Origin of the sequence: Nostoc sp. LEGE 12447 (genome assembly GCF_015206985.1) — a bacterium.
In the GTDB taxonomy this organism is placed as follows: Bacteria; Cyanobacteriota; Cyanobacteriia; order Cyanobacteriales; family Nostocaceae; genus Nostoc.
The window spans coordinates 18,609-35,516 of record NZ_JADEXT010000011.1 but is presented as its reverse complement, the minus strand read 5'-3'; the positions used below and the strand labels follow the sequence as shown (position 1 = coordinate 35,516).

General features: G+C 40.9%; 19 protein-coding genes. 7 read left to right on the top strand and 12 right to left on the bottom strand.

From position 1 onward, the window contains the following. Positions 1-81 precede the first annotated feature (81 nt). From IQ274_RS14210 to IQ274_RS14180, 7 genes are all read right to left on the bottom strand, one after another. Entirely contained in the window at positions 82-609 is a 528-nt protein-coding gene (locus IQ274_RS14210; protein WP_114081017.1) for a protein jag, read from the bottom strand. After that, positions 606-1,757 (bottom strand): membrane protein insertase YidC, encoded by a 1,152-nt coding sequence (gene yidC / locus IQ274_RS14205; RefSeq protein ID WP_163926908.1) that lies wholly within the window; start codon positions 1,755-1,757, stop codon positions 606-608. The genes IQ274_RS14210 and yidC overlap by 4 nt, the downstream gene beginning before the upstream one ends. Before the next feature lie 206 nt (positions 1,758-1,963). Beyond that, the gene (locus IQ274_RS14200; protein ID WP_163926909.1) at positions 1,964-2,356 is read right to left on the bottom strand and encodes a PH domain-containing protein; all 393 of its coding nucleotides are present in this window, start codon (positions 2,354-2,356) and stop codon (positions 1,964-1,966) included. After that, complete coding sequence (gene rnpA / locus IQ274_RS14195) at positions 2,343-2,765, bottom strand: ribonuclease P protein component (RefSeq protein ID WP_114081015.1); 423 nt, start codon at positions 2,763-2,765, stop codon at positions 2,343-2,345. The genes IQ274_RS14200 and rnpA overlap by 14 nt, the downstream gene beginning before the upstream one ends. A 26-nt stretch (positions 2,766-2,791) precedes the next feature. Continuing rightward, on the bottom strand, positions 2,792-2,926 hold the full coding sequence (rpmH, locus tag IQ274_RS14190; RefSeq protein ID WP_012408291.1) for a 50S ribosomal protein L34: 135 nt from the start codon (positions 2,924-2,926) through the stop codon (positions 2,792-2,794). 104 nt (positions 2,927-3,030) lie between these two features. Then, positions 3,031-3,543 (bottom strand): DUF2808 domain-containing protein, encoded by a 513-nt coding sequence (locus IQ274_RS14185; protein ID WP_194142634.1) that lies wholly within the window; start codon positions 3,541-3,543, stop codon positions 3,031-3,033. Positions 3,544-3,771: 228 nt separating this feature from the next. Next, positions 3,772-3,948 carry a hypothetical protein gene (locus IQ274_RS14180; RefSeq protein WP_194142633.1) on the bottom strand — a complete coding sequence of 59 codons (177 nt, stop codon included), beginning with the start codon at positions 3,946-3,948 and terminating at the stop codon, positions 3,772-3,774. Between the two features lie 361 nt (positions 3,949-4,309). Here IQ274_RS14180 and IQ274_RS14175 point away from each other — a divergent pair, with 361 nt between their 5' ends. Genes IQ274_RS14175 through IQ274_RS14165 form a run of 3 tightly spaced genes read left to right on the top strand, consistent with a single transcriptional unit; the run spans position 4,310 to position 7,204 of the window. Further along, on the top strand, positions 4,310-5,476 hold the full coding sequence (locus tag IQ274_RS14175; RefSeq protein WP_163926913.1) for a Re/Si-specific NAD(P)(+) transhydrogenase subunit alpha: 1,167 nt from the start codon (positions 4,310-4,312) through the stop codon (positions 5,474-5,476). A gap of 31 nt (positions 5,477-5,507) precedes the next feature. After that, positions 5,508-5,801: an NAD(P) transhydrogenase subunit alpha gene (locus IQ274_RS14170; RefSeq protein ID WP_012408294.1), complete on the top strand. Its 294-nt coding sequence runs from the start codon at positions 5,508-5,510 to the stop codon at positions 5,799-5,801. Beyond that, positions 5,798-7,204, top strand: a complete 1,407-nt coding sequence (locus tag IQ274_RS14165) for an NAD(P)(+) transhydrogenase (Re/Si-specific) subunit beta (protein ID WP_194142632.1) — start codon at positions 5,798-5,800, stop codon at positions 7,202-7,204. The genes IQ274_RS14170 and IQ274_RS14165 overlap by 4 nt, the downstream gene beginning before the upstream one ends. 499 nt (positions 7,205-7,703) lie before the next feature. Here the strand turns inward: IQ274_RS14165 and IQ274_RS14160 are convergent, their stop codons facing one another. From IQ274_RS14160 to petN, 4 genes are all read right to left on the bottom strand, one after another. Further along, positions 7,704-7,877 (bottom strand): hypothetical protein, encoded by a 174-nt coding sequence (locus tag IQ274_RS14160; RefSeq protein ID WP_194142631.1) that lies wholly within the window; start codon positions 7,875-7,877, stop codon positions 7,704-7,706. A gap of 185 nt (positions 7,878-8,062) precedes the next feature. After that, positions 8,063-11,191 carry a GAF domain-containing protein gene (locus IQ274_RS14155; RefSeq protein WP_194142630.1) on the bottom strand — a complete coding sequence of 1,043 codons (3,129 nt, stop codon included), beginning with the start codon at positions 11,189-11,191 and terminating at the stop codon, positions 8,063-8,065. Between the two features lie 152 nt (positions 11,192-11,343). Continuing rightward, the gene (locus tag IQ274_RS14150; RefSeq protein WP_012408301.1) at positions 11,344-11,505 is read right to left on the bottom strand and encodes a hypothetical protein; all 162 of its coding nucleotides are present in this window, start codon (positions 11,503-11,505) and stop codon (positions 11,344-11,346) included. A 7-nt stretch (positions 11,506-11,512) separates the two neighbouring features. Then, the gene (gene petN, locus IQ274_RS14145; RefSeq protein WP_012408302.1) at positions 11,513-11,602 is read right to left on the bottom strand and encodes a cytochrome b6-f complex subunit PetN; all 90 of its coding nucleotides are present in this window, start codon (positions 11,600-11,602) and stop codon (positions 11,513-11,515) included. A 277-nt stretch (positions 11,603-11,879) separates the two neighbouring features. Here petN and IQ274_RS14140 point away from each other — a divergent pair, with 277 nt between their 5' ends. From IQ274_RS14140 to IQ274_RS14125, 4 genes are all read left to right on the top strand, one after another. Then, complete coding sequence (locus IQ274_RS14140) at positions 11,880-13,766, top strand: ATP-binding protein (protein ID WP_194142697.1); 1,887 nt, start codon at positions 11,880-11,882, stop codon at positions 13,764-13,766. A gap of 30 nt (positions 13,767-13,796) precedes the next feature. Then, positions 13,797-15,062 carry a response regulator gene (locus IQ274_RS14135; protein ID WP_194142629.1) on the top strand — a complete coding sequence of 422 codons (1,266 nt, stop codon included), beginning with the start codon at positions 13,797-13,799 and terminating at the stop codon, positions 15,060-15,062. Positions 15,063-15,183: 121 nt separating this feature from the next. After that, a complete protein-coding gene (locus tag IQ274_RS14130; RefSeq protein ID WP_194142696.1) occupies positions 15,184-15,618 on the top strand; it encodes a hypothetical protein in 435 nt (144 codons plus the stop codon). Positions 15,619-15,827: 209 nt separating this feature from the next. Beyond that, the gene (locus tag IQ274_RS14125; protein WP_194142628.1) at positions 15,828-16,391 is read left to right on the top strand and encodes a 3'-5' exonuclease; all 564 of its coding nucleotides are present in this window, start codon (positions 15,828-15,830) and stop codon (positions 16,389-16,391) included. 74 nt (positions 16,392-16,465) lie between these two features. On the opposite strand, the gene IQ274_RS14120 is transcribed toward IQ274_RS14125, so the two are convergent. Then, positions 16,466-16,855, bottom strand: a complete 390-nt coding sequence (locus IQ274_RS14120) for a hypothetical protein (protein ID WP_194142627.1) — start codon at positions 16,853-16,855, stop codon at positions 16,466-16,468. Between the last annotated feature and the right edge of the window lie 53 nt (positions 16,856-16,908).

Below are 16,908 nucleotides of genomic sequence, written 5' to 3'. Positions count from 1 at the left end.
GGAACAAGAGAAATTTTGAAATTATATTGAGCTTTCAATTAACTCTTAACTCCTGTAGAGACGCGATTAATTGCGTCTCTACTAACCTCTAACTTCTTCCAACGAAGCTGGTCGCACAACCAGATGACGGTGCGGCTCTTTACCGCGACTGAAGGTTTCCAAATCTCCAAATTCCTTCAAGAAGGTATGGATTTGTCGCCTTTCAGCAGAACTGAGAGATTTGATTTCCACTTCTCTACCAGAAAAGCGCACTTCATCGGCTGCTGCTTCTGCTAATGCGCGAATTTCGGCTTCTCTTTTGACCCGGTAGCCATTCAACTCAATAGTGTAAGAGGCTTGTTCTTCTGGGGGTTGGCTCAGGTTTAAAACTGAATTTGCTAGATACTGAATCGCATCTAGCACAGAACCATCAGTACCAATTAATATCTGGATTTGTTCTGTCGTCAAATTTGTTTGATCGATTGTCAACCAGTAATTATCTGGTTCTGGGGAATCGCTGTCTTGAGATTGGGGAGTTTCTAAATGACCCTGAATCTCAGCAGGCACTCCAGTGAGTTCCAGCAGGGTTTTTAACCACTGCTGACCTCGCTGCATCGAAATGTTGCTCATGATCCCCCTGTAGCCTTTTTCTTAGAACTTTTCGGTTCAAAAGGCAATGCTTTTTGTTCGATGACTGTTGCTTCTTTCTCTTGGGTTTCTACAATTTTTTGCAGTTCTTCTGGTAGAGGTTCGCGTGAGAGAAGATAAGTTTGTGCAGTTTGGAAAATGTTACCAATCACCATATACATCAACACCCCGGCTGGTAGGGGGAAGAACAAAAACATCCCAGAAAATATGACTGGAGTAATTTTGTTAACTGTATCTTGCTGCGGATTGCCACCACTGGAATTTTGCCCAGAAAGCATTTGGCTAACATAAAGGCTGATTCCAAAGAAGACGATCATAGCGACAATATCCCAGTGGATTGTGCCATCTGCATCTTGTGCGCCAACTCTGCCTAAAGCATCAATGAATAGAAAGCCTTTTTCTGCTGCTAGTCCGGGAATTGTTCCTTGAATGCTAACTTCTCCTGGCTGCAAGGCTTCTACATTGCCATCAGCATCAATTTTTATGCGATCTTCGCCTTTGGTTACTTTCCAATCAGGAGTTAGCTTATTTTCTGGGTGTTCTGCTAAAAGTACCTGAAATGGTTTGCCTTCAACAGTCTGATATTGGATCTTAGTTTGTTCTCCCACCGCTAGTTTGTTACCACTGGGAAGGATTGCAGCTACTTTGACGTGTTCCCCATCTGCAATATAAATATTTTGAGGAGCAGTCGCAAAGGCTTGCGGTTGAATTTGCTCGATTTGTTCTGCGGGAACGATTTGCAGGTTAACGCTGTAGTTTGCACTTGCAAAAGGTGAACCCCGCAAAGTGGCAAACAGCGCTAATAAGACCGGCATTTGCACTAATAACGGAAAACAGCCTGCCAAGGGGTTGCCAAATTCTTTTTGGACATTGACCATTTCCTCCTGCTGCTTTTGCGGTTCATCCTTATAGCGCTCTTTAATTTCTGCCATCCGCTTCTGCATCAGAGGTTGTACAATTCGCATCTTCCGCATGTTGCGAATTGAGCCAGCACTCAGGGGATAGAGCGCGAAGCGGACTATCAATGTCAAAGCAACGATCGCCAATCCGTAGCTAGGCACAATACCATAGAAGAAATCTATGATTGGCAGCATCACGTTGTTCGAGAGAAAGCCGATACCAAAATCCATTATTCTGAATTCAACCTGAGGTACTGTAAACTAACTGAATCTAATTTATCTAAATCATAAATTATGTGCGACTACCCTTAGCTACGGATAGCCGCACATGCCAAAAGTAGGGAAGTAGGGAGTGGTATGTATTTTTTGGTAAGTGCGAAGTTCTGAATTTTGTATTTTATCTGAGCAAATTCGGCATTCCCTATTCCCTACTCCCATCACTTATTAGCAGCTACCGTATATTCGGGATTTTTCGCAGCAATTCTTTCATTAATGTAGTCATAGACTTCCCGGAATTTGGGAATTGCACGCAATTCGAGACGACTGCCGTTTTTTAGGGTTAGTACCATATCTCCCCACAAGCCAATGCCACGGGGGATTGTGACAACTTTGACAATTTCTGAGTAAATTATGTCAGTGCGATCGCGCCCCTGCCAACCTCCGCTTACTGTAACTCGGCGATCGGTGATGCGGAAACGCAGCCACAATGCTCTGACAATTGCCCCAACTGTCAATGGTATCCCGACAATGGTTAGTCCAATCAATAGGTTGACAATTAAATCCCCAATATGGGGGCCACCTTCATAATAAACATCTTCACGAATTCCCATCGAACACCTCAGCTTGTGCCAACAACTGCTCTAATTCTTGCAGAAATTGTGGGCTTACGCACTTAGATTCTGCTGCTGTGGGTTTGACAATGAACACTAACCGCCATCCTGGTGATAATTTGGGTAGCAAACTATATAAAGCAGAAGTAATTTGCCGTTTGATTCGGTTGCGAACCACTGCCCTTTTGCTGACTTTTGTGCTTATAGAAATGCCAATGCGTATGCTGGAAATATGCAGTGAGTCAATTGGTTGTGTAGTCTGAGTGGCAGTGTCCAAAGAAGGTTTTCTTGAAGACAACGGCTTTAAGGCTCTCAATGTTAAATAAGAGCCATTACGCCGAATTCCTTCCCGGAAAACTGCCTGAAAATCCTTGCGGGATTTTAGCCGATTTGCTTTAGGCAAAGCCACAGATACTCTTTTAGCTTAAATATGCCCTAAACGCTCAAACGGTGACGGCCCTTTTTTCTCCTAGCTCTAATCACGTTTCTACCATCTGGTGTCCGCATTCTGGCACGAAAACCAGAGGTTCTTTTTCTCTTACGGCTAGTACCGCCTAGTGTTCTTTTCATACTGTTCTCCTCTTAGGTGATTTTTATAAAAACTCACAATCTCTAATTGTATCACTTTTTTAGTGAATTGGGAATTGAGCATTGGTTACACCCAATCAACACTCTTAATTGATGCTCAAAATCCATGTTCCCATGTAGCGCAATAGTGGCACATCACCAGGGGAAAGCACTTGACAGTTAAAGTAGTAAACACCGCCAAAAGATGGATTTTTCACGTTAGATAAGACTACCTCAACTGCGCTACCTGCTGGTACAGGCTCTTGGGGAAAAATATTAATCAGCTTACCTTCTTTGTCCCACTTCACCTCAGAAAGCGGAACTGCTTTGCCTTTGACTCGGACTTCAATTTTGTTCTGGTCAAAAGTTCCTTTGTAATAATTAGGGTAGGTAATGGCAAATTGACCAACAGCCAATTTCATTCTTTGGGCTGGAATCCTTAATATATATCGATCCCAACCATTGGCTTGTCCACCAAAATCTAGTCGGAAGGGCAGTTGATTTTCGGCTTTAACGCCGCTAAACAGCGTAAATCCAGGTAAACTTTGTGCCCAAGTCAGGGCTGGAAATCCAGTCACTAAACAGCTAGTCACGGCTAAAGCGGAAAGTAAACGTCGCATAATTGAGCTTCCTCTACCAAAAAATAAATCTGTTATCTAAAATAACCGTGTGTTAGTATTCGTTACTAAAGTTTACTACTCACTTCCTGACAATTGACGTTCAGTAACAACAAAAAGTGCCATCCTCTCTGATGTTTAGACGGCAGTAAAATTACTTAGCAATAAATTTTACATCCAACCAATTTACTTCATTACCCTTATAGATTCCTGCTTTGATGACTAGGTTGGTCAAATCTGGAACTCAATAGAAACACCGTTGGGATTGGATTGTGTTTCTAAATATGTATAAGTGTATCTAAATTTGAGAATTTTGTTATAAAAATTGAGGCGTGCCATCAGCGATCGCCAGTTAAGTTGGGCTAAATTGATTAAAATAGGTTGGATTGGAATCAAAGTCGTAATCATTAAAATTTGATTTGGAAATTATAAAGCCTTCAAAATTGGGTCAATATTACTCTATAAGACAGAAATACCAAAATTTCTCAATCCCGAAAATAAGCTGAAGATAAAGATGCAAAATTTGGGAATCAATTTAGGATGTGCAATACGTAACCCTGTTTGCAACTATCTGAAAATATGACATCTGCGAACGGCAAAGTCAGGCATTGCCTGGACAGCTAAGAGTGGGAGAGGAAAGTTTCAAGGTTCAATCTACAAGTAAAAGTCATAGCTGATGTTCCTGCCTAAGTACTATGAATACGGGATATCCCTCATCTAGACAATCACTTACTTGGCAGAGATTAGGTATTTATCTTCAGGAGATTTCATGAGAATAGCAGTTGCTAAAGAAATTGAAGTTTGTGAACGTCGTGTGGCATTAATTCCTGACACCGTTGCTCGATTGGTAAAGCAAGGTTTGGAAGTCTGGGTAGAAAAGGGTGCAGGAGAGCGATCTTTTTTCAGCGATACTGACTATGAAGCCGCAGGAGCCACAATAATTGGCGATACTGCCAAATTATGGGGCGAAACAGATATTCTTTTGAAAGTCAGCCCACCACAAGAACGAGAAGATGGACGTTCAGAAGTTGATTTGTTAAAGGAAGGGGCTGTATTAGTCAGTTTCCTCAATCCTTTAGGAAATCCTGTTGTAGCACAGCAACTAGCAAATCGGAAAATTACAGCCTTGAGTATGGAAATGATTCCCCGTACTACCAGGGCGCAAAGTATGGATGCTTTGTCCTCGCAAGCTTCATTAGCAGGTTACAAGGCAGTATTAATTGCGGCAGCTGCATTACCGAAATACTTCCCAATGTTAACCACAGCCGCAGGTACGATCGCTCCAGCGAAAGTATTTATTATGGGCGCTGGTGTAGCGGGATTGCAAGCGATCGCTACTGCCAGACGTTTGGGAGCAGTGGTAGAAGCCTTTGATATTCGTCCCGCCGTTAAAGAAGAAGTGCAAAGCTTAGGGGCAAAATTCGTTGAAGTCAAATTAGACGAAGAAACCGTCGCCGCAGGTGGTTACGCCAAGGAAATTTCTGAGGCTAGTAAACAACGCACTCAAGAAGTTGTCGCCGAACATATTAAGAATTCTGATGTGGTGATTACTACCGCCCAAGTGCCTGGAAGACAAGCACCACGGCTCGTCACAGAAGAAATGGTGGCACAAATGAAACCAGGTTCAGTAATTGTGGATTTGGCTGCTGAACAGGGTGGTAACTGTGCCTGTACCGAACCAGGTAAAGATATTGTGTGGAACGGTGTGACAATTATCGGCCCCATCAATCTCCCATCATCGATGCCAATTCACGCCAGCCAATTGTATGCCAAGAACGTTACATCGTTGATGCAATTGCTAATTAAAGACAAAGCTTTGCAGGTGGATTTTAGCGACGACATCGTTGATGCAGCTTGTGTTACCCACGCTGGTGAAATTCGCAATCAACGAGTGCGCGATGCATTACAAGCTTTGAGCGGCGTTGGAGCAGGTTAATAGCCAAATTACCATAAGGAGTTTTTCAAGCATGACAGAGGCATTACTTGCTGCTTTGTTTGTATTTGTATTGGCATCTTTTATCGGCTTTGAAGTCATCAACAAAATCCCCCCGACTTTACACACGCCCTTAATGTCAGGCTCAAACGCGATTTCTGGGATTGCTGTACTGGGAGCAATAGTTGCTGCTGGTGCGAGAGATACGAGTGTGTCAGTAATTCTCGGTTTGATTGCTGTGGTATTAGCAACAATCAACGTTGTGGGTGGTTTTTTAGTGACAGATAGAATGTTGCAAATGTTCAAGAAGAAGGAGATTAAGGCGTGAGCGACTTTTTACCAACTGGCATTCAGCTGACGTACTTAGTCGCTGCATCGTTATTTATTCTGGGCTTGAAAAAGCTGGGATCGCCCGCTACCGCGAGAAACGGTAATATTGTAGCGGCTGTGGGGATGTTGCTGGCAATTGTGGCGACAATGCTGGATCAGCATGTGTTGAACTACGAGATGATATTGTTGGGCTTGGCGATTGGATCGGGAATTGGTGCGATCGTTGCCTACAAAGTCCAAATGACCGAAATGCCCCAAATGGTGGGTTTACTCAACGGTTTGGGCGGTGCGGCTTCGGCATTAGTAGCTGTTGCCGAATTCTGGCGGTTATTAGATAGTTCTCAGCCGATACCCCTAGATGTCAACATTTCCATGCTATTGGACGTGTTAATCGGTGGTGTTACCTTCACAGGTAGTTTTCTAGCCTTTGCTAAATTGCAAGGTTTAATTAGCGGTTCTCCGATTACATTTCCATTCCAGCAACCATTTAACCTCTTGCTTCTGGGTGCTTATCTGGTAGGTAGTGCCTATTTAATCATCACACCAGATAGCTTACCCATATTCTTGGGAGTGGTTGGTGTTTCTTTAGTGTTGGGCGTGATGTTCGTCATCCCCATTGGTGGCGGCGATATGCCAGTAGTAATCTCGCTGTTGAACTCCTTGTCAGGTGTGGCGGCGGCGGCGGCTGGATTCGTGGTGATGAACAATATGTTAATCATCGCTGGTGCTTTGGTAGGAGCATCTGGCTTAATCCTCACCGAGATTATGTGTAAGGCGATGAACCGCTCCTTATTTAGTGTGCTGTTTAGCGCTTTTGGTACAGGTTCTAGTTCGGGTGGTGCTGCTGCTAGTGGTGGTGCAACCGATCAAACTGTCCGCAGTATCGATCCTGAAGAAGGGGCAATGATGTTGGGTTATGCCCGTTCTGTGGTAATTGTACCTGGTTATGGTATGGCGGTTGCCCAAGCGCAACATAGCGTCCGGGAATTGTCAGATCAGTTAGAACGGATGGGCGTTGATGTCAAGTATGCCATTCACCCCGTTGCTGGAAGAATGCCGGGGCACATGAATGTGTTGCTGGCGGAGGCAAATGTGCCTTATACCCAGTTGTACGACATGGATGATATTAATCCCCAGTTTGAACAAGCAGATGTGGCTTTAATAATTGGGGCAAATGATGTGGTAAATCCGGCGGCGCGGAGTGATAAAAATAGCCCGATTTATGGTATGCCGATTTTGGAAGTAGATCGTGCGAAGCAGACGATTGTAATTAAGCGTGGGATGAGTACGGGTTTTGCCGGTGTAGATAATGAGTTGTTCTACAAGGATAAAACTACGATGCTTTTTGGTAGTGCAAAAGATATGGTGGCGAAGTTGGTTTCGGAAGTGAAGCAACTTTAACAAACCGCAGAGGCGCAGAGAACGCGGAGTAAGAAAAGAATTAGAGAGTTAGCTTGCCTTGGGATTTAAGAATCTTAGGGCAATTCTTTTATGAAGATATCTAAATGATTAAATCTAGTCTTGAACATATTCATATATCTTTTTATTACTAATTGTGTTTTTACAAATTGTAACTATTGGTTGAAAAGGATCTTTATAAACTGTAAAAGTTTTACATTCAACAAATATCCGTGGTACACATTTTTCTTCATCATTAATATTTTCGACCTCATTCTCAATACCTTTGAAACATTCATTAGATAGTAAAAATATAAGTGATAAAGATATTAAAAATATACATATAGCTTTTAACGTCAAATTCTTAACTTTAATATCGCTAAAGTGTGCTAGAAGCAGAAGAGAAGCAAAAAATATCAAGATGAAAATATGATTTAAATCTGATAACATCATAGAAAATTATAGAACTTTTTAAACTAACTGCGGCTGTGATCACAACTTCCTATAATGGTGGATTAGCAACAGAATTTAGCTTTTCCTCATATATTTTGATTACAGAAGAGACAGCATCACGTCCAAGTTTTATCAGAGAATGAGTAGCTTTAATGCTAATATCTGAATTTGCAATAAGTTTATTAACAAGGACAGGTATCGCTTCTTGTGCATGAGTTCCCATAAGATATTTATTCCACAATGTGAGCGATCGCTCTCTTCTTGCTCTGTGTTCTCTGCGCCTCTGTGGTTCGTTAAAAAGAGCGAGCGAGCGCCTGCATAAATCTCTACAGTGCGATCGCCTTTTTCCTCTTTCCTCTGTATCCTCTGTGTAGCCTCTCGTAGAGAATGCTTCGCCTGTTTTTTTCCTTAACTAACTATCCCTTTCATTGGAATTTCTATCCAGAACTCACAGCCATTACCAGGTTCAGAAACACATCTGATATTACCGCCGTGTTTTTCTACAATAATTTGGTAGCTAATAGATAACCCCAAACCGATACCTTGTCCAGGTTGTTTGGTGGTAAAGAAAGGTTCAAAAATTCGCGATCGCATCATTTCTGGAATCCCACAACCATTGTCGGCAATCCAAATCAGAATTGTATTCCCTTCGATTATTTCTGTACGAATCCAAATTTTCGGATCGTCAATTATTTTTCCACAATTTGCTGAGTTTTCAAGTGCATCGATCGCATTGTTGAGAATATTCATAAACACCTGATTCATCTGCGCTGGATAGCAGACTACTGGGGGCAATTCACCATATTGCTTAACTACCTCAATAGCAAAAGAATTAGTTTGTGGTTGCAGTCGATGTTGTAAAATTAGCAAAGTACTGTCGATGCCTTCATGAAGGTCAACAGGCTTGATTCCGGCTTCGTCAAGTCGAGAAAAAATTCGTAATGATAAGACGAGTTGAGAGATTCGCTCTGCCCCCATCTTCATTGAAGTCAGAATTTTGGGCAAGTCATCACTAATAAAATCTAGATCTAATGCTGCTACTTGCTTTTGAATTTCTCCTGTTGCCTTAGGATACTGTTTCTGATAAAAACGCAGTAATTTAAATAAATTTTCGGTATGTTCCGTAATATAGGTGATGTTGCCATAAATGAAACTAATCGGGTTGTTAATTTCATGCGCTACACCAGCAACTAACTGCCCTAAGCCTGCCATTTTTTCACTTTGAATCAACTGGCTTTGAGTGTTTTGTAATTCTTTAAGAGTGTGAGCAAGTTCTTCTTTTTGACGTTGAGTTTGTTCAAGTAATTCCGCTTGCTGAAGACCTACGCCTAACTGAGTACCAATCTGCATCAGCAAATCTACCTCATCTTCTTGCCAATCACGCGGTTTGAGATTTTGATAAGCTGCTAGTAATCCCCAAAGTTTCTCGCCCTGAAAAATCGGCACAATTATATATGCCCTAACCTCCATTAGTTCAAGCAGAGCAATATGACAGATAGAATAATTGGCGCTGTAAATATCTTTAATCACACTACTTTTACCATTAGCAAAGTTTCCACCTTGGGTTTGTTGCAAGTAATCATCTGCAACTACAGGTAAAATTTCCTTTACTGGTGTCCAACTTTGGGCTAAAGACTCAGCAACAAATTCACCACTCCAATCAGTCCTGAATTTATAGATTGTGACTCGATCAACTTCCAATAACCGTCGGACTTCTTCTGCACTGGTGGCAAAGATGGTATCAATATCAAGAGACTGACGAATTTTCTCCACTGTCGCAGCTAGAGCCTTCTCCCTTTCGGCTGCTTTCCGTTCTCGTTCGGCGGCTTTAGACAGTTTTTGGGCTTGCACCTGCATCTGTTTCAATGACTCAGCTTGCTGTAATGCTACCCCCAATTGAACGCCAACTTGTGCCAATAAGTTGATTTCCTCATCTTGCCAATAACGGGGCTGGGAGTTTTGATAAGCTACTAACAATCCCCACAGCTTCTCGCCTTGAGAAATTGGGACAAAAACTTCATTGCGTGCATACTTACCCGCTTGCTTTCCTTGCACAAGAACGCCTTCTGTCACAGGCTGCGGCTTAACCATTGGTGTCCAGCCATCAACTATAGAATCAGCGACAAACTCGCCACTCCAGTCAGGATAGAAGCGATAGATTGCGACTCGTTCCACTTCTAATAACCGACGAACTTCTTGAGTAGTGGTTTTAAAGATGGCTTCAATATCAAGAGACTGACGAATTTTTTCTACCGTGTTTGCTAGTGCCCTTTGCCTTTCAGCAGCTTTGCTGATATCTGCTGCTTGAATCTGCATTTGTTGGATAAATTCCGCTTGCTGCAAAGCCACACCTAGTTGAGTGCCAACTTGATTAAGCAAGTAAACCTCATCTTTTTGCCAATCACGGGTTCTGGCATTTTGGTATGCTGCTAGCAAGCCCCAGAGCTTCTGACCGTGGTAAATGGCAATAATCACATAAGCTCTTGCTTGATAGATTTCTAAGATTTTAATGTAGCAGTCGCTAAAGCCTGAATTATAAATATCATTACAAACACGATAAACTTCACAGCGGCTGAAGCTACCACCCTCTGTATCTTGCAAGTAGGTATCAGCGACTGGAGGTTTAGCTAAATCTTTGGCGCTACATTCACTGACATTTTCACTCAATTCCGGTCGCTGTAATTGTTCGTCAATGAGGGAAATCCAACCCTCTGCCACTGATTCAAACACGAATTCACCACTCCAATCGGGATTGAAGCGATAAATAGCCACGCGATCAGCATTTAGCAGTTTCCTAAGTTCTGCGGTGCTTGTGTGGAAAATGCTTTTTAAGTCTAGAGACTGACGAATTTTCTCAATGGTTATGGCTATGGTTTTCTGCCATTGGGCTGCTTTTTCTCTGGCTTTTGCTTGTGCTAGTTCTGCTGATTGTAGTTTTACTTGTTCTAGGTAGTCTGCTTGCTGTAAAGCAACCCCTAGATGTTCGGCGATTAATTGCACAAACTCAATTTCTGATGCTTCCCATTGTCGAGGACTACCACACTGATGAATACACAACAATCCCCATAAATCTTTACCTTTGATCAAGGGGGCAGTTATATTGGCACGTACTTGGAATTTTTCTAGAATCTGGATGTAGCAATCACTGGCATTAACTTGATAAATATCAGCTATTGCTCTAATCCGGCCTTGCTGATATAGTTCTGCGAACTCCTCACTAAAGCAGTGGTCGCGCAGTTTGGCTGCTAATGCCGAATCCCATTCTGTTGCCACATCTTCATAGATAAATTCCCCTTCCCATGCCAAATCAGGATAGAAACGAAACACACCAACTCGATCGCTTTTTAGAAGTTGGCGAACTTCAGTGACTGTAATTTTGAAGATAGTTTCTATATCTAGAGACTCGCGGATGCGAGCAATAACTCCAGACAAGGCTTTTTGTTGCTCGTTCTGACGCAAGGAGGATGTCACAGCTGAATGAGATTCTTGCTGTTCTGAATTTGGTTCTATGGGTTGAGTAGTAGAGGAGTTTTCCATTCCCAGTGGGACTTTAAATATTGAAAGTCTTCTATCTCATGATTCCCGTTGCGATCGCAAAGGTAACAGTTCTTTCCTTAGAATGCCAAAAAACAATATAGGGACACGATACTATCGTGTCCCTACAAGAACATTTTTCAACCACGAGAAAATTATCGCCGCTTGGGAGTGGCGCTGCGGCTGGTGCGTTTCTCTTCATCTCGGCGACGGCGATCGCGCCAATCTGCCACGGTTAAATAACCAATACCACCGGTGACTACTACAAGCAGCAGTACGGCAACTAAAGCTAAAATACTCAAAAATGGACTTTCCACAATGCCTCTATAGTCCGTTACGTCCCCAAACTACCATTGCAATTGACCAAGTGAACACAACTAACAGCGATACCCAACCTAGTGTCAAAATCTCCATAGTCCCGCTTTTCAAATAATTACAAAAGGTTTCTAATATTTATCATACAGGGATTGGGCAGGCTGAGATTTTTTTATAAATGGCATTGTAACTTTGGCTGGCGATGTCTACGACGGGCTACGCCTACGCAAAATATACACCATTTTTCTTGGTAAGCTAGCACTTCAAGCATTAATAAAGACGAATGTAAAAAAATAGCGATCGCGCTTTCCTACTAGATGGTTTGGGAATACTAGGGTTACGGGTATATATTCCAAATCCTACAACCCCTAGTATGATGCAGACATTCTTCAACTATCCTTTCCAATCTAACGGTTTTATTCCCCACGGACATTGTTATCTTTGGCAAACTGGATTAGTTTGGCTCCACATTATTTCTGATGCCACGATCGCTCTGGCCTATTATTCTATTCCCTTCCTATTGATTTACTTTATTTCCAAACGCAAAGACGTTCCTTTCAATGGAGTTTTTTTGTTATTTGGTGCTTTTATCATTGCCTGTGGTACTGGACACTTAATGGATATTTGGACACTTTGGTATCCAAACTATTGGATTGCAGGTGGTTTAAAAGCTTTAACTGCAATTATTTCAATATACACGGCATTTGCGTTATTTTATCTTATGCCTCAAGCTCTGATACTACCCAGCCCAGCCCAGTTAGAGGTTATCAATCAAGTCCTTTCAACAGAAATTGTCGAGCGCAAGCGTATTGAGAAAGAACTACGTCAAGCAGAAGAAGTCGCTCAAAACTCTAGCCAAGCCAAGAGTGAATTTCTGGCTAACATGAGTCATGAACTACGCACACCTCTTAACGGCATCCTGGGCTATACACAAATTCTCCAACGCACAGAATCTTTAAGTGAAAAAGGACGCAAAGGACTCAGCGTTATTTATCAATGTGGTTCTCATCTTTTAACCTTAATTAATGATGTCCTGGATCTCTCTAAGATCGAAGCCCGGAAGTTGGAATTGTATCCTGTTGATTTCTACTTGCCTGCCTTTATAGATAGCGTGACTGAAATTTGCCGCATTAGGGCAGAACAAAAAGTCATCGCATTTCATATTGAAATCGATCCTAATTTACCAACGGGTATTCATGCTGATGAAAAACGCTTGCGGCAAGTACTGATTAACTTGCTTAGTAATGCCATGAAATTTACTCATCAAGGCAGTGTCACTTTCAAAACTCAGGTCATCAATCAAGAATCAAATGCTAATGGAAAAACTAACTACAAAATTCGCTTTGAGGTAGTAGATACTGGCACTGGTATAACTCCTGAACAAGCCGAAAAAATCTTCCAGCCCTTTGAACAAGTGGGAAGCCAGAAACGACACTCTGAAGGTACAGGCTTAGGATTAGCAATCAGTCAAAAAATTGTTTTGTTGATGGGTGGTCAAATTAAAGTGCAAAGTGAATTTGGCAAAGGTAGCACTTTCTGGTTTGAGGCAAACTTTTCAGAATCTAAAGACTGGGCAAAGGTTTCTAGAGTAGTTGAGCAGGGAACTATTATTGGTTATCAAGGGCAAAGGCGCACCATTTTGATTGCGGATGATAAATGGGAAAACCGATCGGTAATTGTTAATTTACTAGAGCCGGTTGGGTTTACTGTTGTAGAAGCTAGTAATGGTCAGGAAGCATGGGTACAGTCTCTAGCCCACAAACCAGATATGATTATCACTGATTTAGTGATGCCGATATTGGATGGATTTGAGTTAATTAGGCGTTTGCGTCAGTCTGGGCCATTTAAAGAAATTCCGATCGTCGCTTCGTCAGCAAGTGTGTTTGCAGTAGACCAGCACAAGAGTATTGATGTAGGTGCAGATGCCTTTTTACCAAAGCCTGTAGAAGCTGAAAATCTACTAGAAATGCTACGACAGTTTTTGCAACTAGAATGGATTTTTGACGTTAAGTTAGACACTATCAAAAAAATCTCTAAAGATGGTTCTAATCAACAAAATGAAATGATTCATCCTAGCAAAGATGTTTTGCAAGAGTTACTCGAATTATCACAAGACGGCGACATTCAAAATATTTTAGAACTGGCTGAAAAACTTTCTGCATCTGATGAGAAGCTAAACATGTTTTCTCAGCAGCTCATGCAGCTTGCTAGTAATTTCCAACTCAAACGTTTGGAAACTTTTATTGAAAAATACATCAATTAACTTCAGCTAAATTCCAATTTCCAATTCATCATGATCAAACCCCTAAATAACGGATTTATTTTAATTGTGGATGATAATCCAACAAATTTATCTGTCCTGTGTGCAGCGCTCAATAGTGAGGGTTTTCGTTTCCGTGTTGCAGTGGATGGAGAAACTGCGATCGCCCAGGCTGAACGCAATCAGCCAGAGTTGATTTTGCTGGATGTACAAATGCCGGGTATTGATGGATTTGAAACTTGTCGTCGTCTTAAAGCCAATCCTGCCACCCAAAACATTCCGATTATTTTCACTACTGCTTTGGCGGATACAGAAAGCAAAACGAAGGGATTTTCTCTTGGCGCAGTAGATTATATCCCTAAACCGTTTGCACAAGAGGAAGTCATTGCGAGAGTGCGCGTACATTTACAGCTCAAAAAATTGACTGAATCTTTGGAACAACAAGTTAGCGATCGCACCAAGGCTTTGCAACAAGCTCAAGTCCAACTGGTACAGCAAGAAAAACTATCAACACTCGGAGAGTTAATTGCTGGTATTGGCCATGAAATCAACAACCCCATCAATTTTATTTCCAGCAATATTCCACCCTTGGAAGAATACATTGCAGGAGTAACCGAGTTACTCCTACTGTATGAACAAGAGTATCCCAACCCAACAGCTAAAATTACCACTGCGATTGAAAAATTGGATCTGAACTTCGTTCTCGAAGATATGGTAAAAATTTTAAACTCACTTCAGCTAGGAAGTGAACGAATTCAAAACCTTTCCAATTCACTCCGCAACTTTTCTCGTTCGGATAGCGATACAAAAATACCTGCTGATTTGCACCAAGGGCTAGATAGTACACTAATGATTTTGCAACACCGCCTCAAAGCTAATGGCGAGCGTCCCAGTATTGAAGTTATTAAAAGTTATGGAGTATTGCCAGAGGTAAATTGCTATTTAGGTCAAATGAATCAAGTATTTATGAACATTCTGGCAAATGCAATTGATGCCCTTGATGAAGCTATAATGCAAGGCAAAATGAGCAATCTAATTCCTGAGATTAAAATTGCAACAGAAATAGATTCTGAACAATTAGTTATAATTCGGATTGCTGATAATGGAATTGGTATTCCTGAGCGGCTTAAACAAAGGTTGTTTGAGCCGTTGTTTACCACAAAAACCGTTGGTAAAGGTACTGGACTTGGCTTATCGATCGCTTATGAAATAGTTGTAGAAAAACATAAAGGTGTATTAGATGTAAATTCTCAACCAGGTAAGGGAACCGAATTTATCATCAAAATTCCTATAGAATAGAAGCATTTAATTAATTACAAAGCTGCTTTAGCATTTATCATACTGGAGACAAGGAAAAATTTCTCCAATACCTAATCACTAATTTATATATAGAGTGAATCCAATTTTAGATCCTCAATTAATGGCAGAACGCATAGAATCCCTCAAAGCTGGAATACTGGGAGGTTTCTCTGTGTGTTTTGCTTTTGTACTTTTTAGTCTTTTAAATACTTTTGTACTAGCAAAGTATTTTCAGAACCTTGCAAGTCTGCACAGTGATATTAACTGGCACTTGTTGGTGAGTGGTGCAATCGCAAGTTTTAGTGGCTTACTATTTGGTGTCACTTACCGCTATATCATCCGCTCAGATAAAAATCTCCAACTTAAAGCTGGTGGGGTTCTGGCCTTTGGTTTGGTGCGGGGATTGACTCAAATGGAGCTTGGATTGAATTCAAGTATCACAATTTGGTCTTTTTTGGTATTAGCGGCAGAAAGTTTATTGTGGTTTGTGTTTGCTGCCATCGCTCTTGATTTTGCGATTAAACTCGGTTGGGTTAAACCTTTTTCATCAATCTAAATTCCTTTCTCTAAGTATACTAGTCGCATATAGATGTGAAATCCTACAAAAGGTTGTGGCGAAAATAGATAAAAAGCTGGAAGCATTACGCCTTTGTAGTATATTTAATACAATTAATCTACAAGTAATACTTATGTAATATATTGTGTTAGTTTTAAAAGCAAGTATAAATAATTACTAATATTCGTTTCCAGTATTTCTTCCCTAATATGCAAACTAAAATATCCCACTATTATTTGATAGTCGATCTGGAGGCTACGTGCTGTGACAAGAAGACTATTCCCCGTCACGAAATGGAAATCATTGAAATCGGTGCGGTAATGCTCAATCGAGCAACATGGGAAATTGATTGTGAGTTTCAGCAATTCATCCAACCTGTGAGACATCCACAACTGACAGATTTTTGTATCAAATTGACTAGTATTCGGCAGCAAGATGTTGATGAAGCACCAAAGTTCATTGAGGCAATTTCTCGATTTAAAGAATGGATTTGTTCATTTCCCAATCATATTTTTTGTTCTTGGGGTAATTACGACAAAAAGCAATTTATTCAAGATTGCGCGTTTCATAATTTCGCTTACCCTTTTACTTCAGAACACATAAATATCAAAGAGGAATTCTCAGAATATCTTGGCGTATCTAAAAGATTTGGTATGGCACAAGCTCTCAATGAGCTAGGGATAGAATTGAAAGGTACACATCATCGCGGCATTGATGATGCTCACAATATTGCATCTATCTACAGACAGATTAAAAGCGCCAAAATAAGCTGAATAATGGAACAGCCGTAATGTACCATCTTAAACTGTTGCAGTAGATTACGAAGATTGTTGCTATAAAATTATTTCTACTCAAAAGGATTTTTGGAGGAACCTTTTTTGTTATTAGGTGAGTATTCAGAACAATTCATTGCTTCTCCGGTAAGAACAATAGAAGGATTGACTGCACATTTTAGATAATGATTATTTGAATAAAATCGACAGTTTTTACAGGGGAGTTTGTGTAAACCGTTAATAGAAATAACCATTTTATCATCGAAAAATGCCCGGATTTTTTGCAATATTAGAAAAAAAACTACCCAACCAATTAGAAAGCCAACAGGAGATAAAGATATCGCTAAATCGGGGATGCTTAAGTCATGCGTTTGTGCTTGCTCATTTCTTGCTTCACTCAAGTTTCCTTGATGTAAATTACTATTGACTACTAAAGTTTTTTGCAAAATTAGATCGTGATACATATTATTTACCTTTTCCTATATGTTATGTATTTACTAACTTGATTTTTGATAGT

Bases quoted from the DNA above. Each gene is read 5' to 3' on its own strand.
- IQ274_RS14160 (WP_194142631.1), bottom strand. From the start codon at position 7,877: ATGGGAACTCATGCACAAGAAGCGATACCTGTCCTTGTTAATAAACTT.
- IQ274_RS14175 (WP_163926913.1), top strand. From the start codon at position 4,310: ATGAGAATAGCAGTTGCTAAAGAAATTGAAGTTTGTGAACGTCGTGTG.
- IQ274_RS14210 (WP_114081017.1), bottom strand. From the start codon at position 609: ATGAGCAACATTTCGATGCAGCGAGGTCAGCAGTGGTTAAAAACCCTG.
- IQ274_RS14185 (WP_194142634.1), bottom strand. From the start codon at position 3,543: ATGCGACGTTTACTTTCCGCTTTAGCCGTGACTAGCTGTTTAGTGACT.
- IQ274_RS14135 (WP_194142629.1), top strand. From the start codon at position 13,797: ATGATCAAACCCCTAAATAACGGATTTATTTTAATTGTGGATGATAAT.
- petN (WP_012408302.1), bottom strand. From the start codon at position 11,602: ATGGAGATTTTGACACTAGGTTGGGTATCGCTGTTAGTTGTGTTCACT.
- IQ274_RS14180 (WP_194142633.1), bottom strand. From the start codon at position 3,948: ATGATTACGACTTTGATTCCAATCCAACCTATTTTAATCAATTTAGCC.
- IQ274_RS14155 (WP_194142630.1), bottom strand. From the start codon at position 11,191: ATGGAAAACTCCTCTACTACTCAACCCATAGAACCAAATTCAGAACAG.
- IQ274_RS14170 (WP_012408294.1), top strand. From the start codon at position 5,508: ATGACAGAGGCATTACTTGCTGCTTTGTTTGTATTTGTATTGGCATCT.
- IQ274_RS14140 (WP_194142697.1), top strand. From the start codon at position 11,880: ATGCAGACATTCTTCAACTATCCTTTCCAATCTAACGGTTTTATTCCC.
- IQ274_RS14125 (WP_194142628.1), top strand. From the start codon at position 15,828: ATGCAAACTAAAATATCCCACTATTATTTGATAGTCGATCTGGAGGCT.
- yidC (WP_163926908.1), bottom strand. From the start codon at position 1,757: ATGGATTTTGGTATCGGCTTTCTCTCGAACAACGTGATGCTGCCAATC.
- IQ274_RS14200 (WP_163926909.1), bottom strand. From the start codon at position 2,356: ATGGGAATTCGTGAAGATGTTTATTATGAAGGTGGCCCCCATATTGGG.
- rpmH (WP_012408291.1), bottom strand. From the start codon at position 2,926: ATGAAAAGAACACTAGGCGGTACTAGCCGTAAGAGAAAAAGAACCTCT.
- IQ274_RS14120 (WP_194142627.1), bottom strand. From the start codon at position 16,855: ATGTATCACGATCTAATTTTGCAAAAAACTTTAGTAGTCAATAGTAAT.
- IQ274_RS14130 (WP_194142696.1), top strand. From the start codon at position 15,184: ATGGCAGAACGCATAGAATCCCTCAAAGCTGGAATACTGGGAGGTTTC.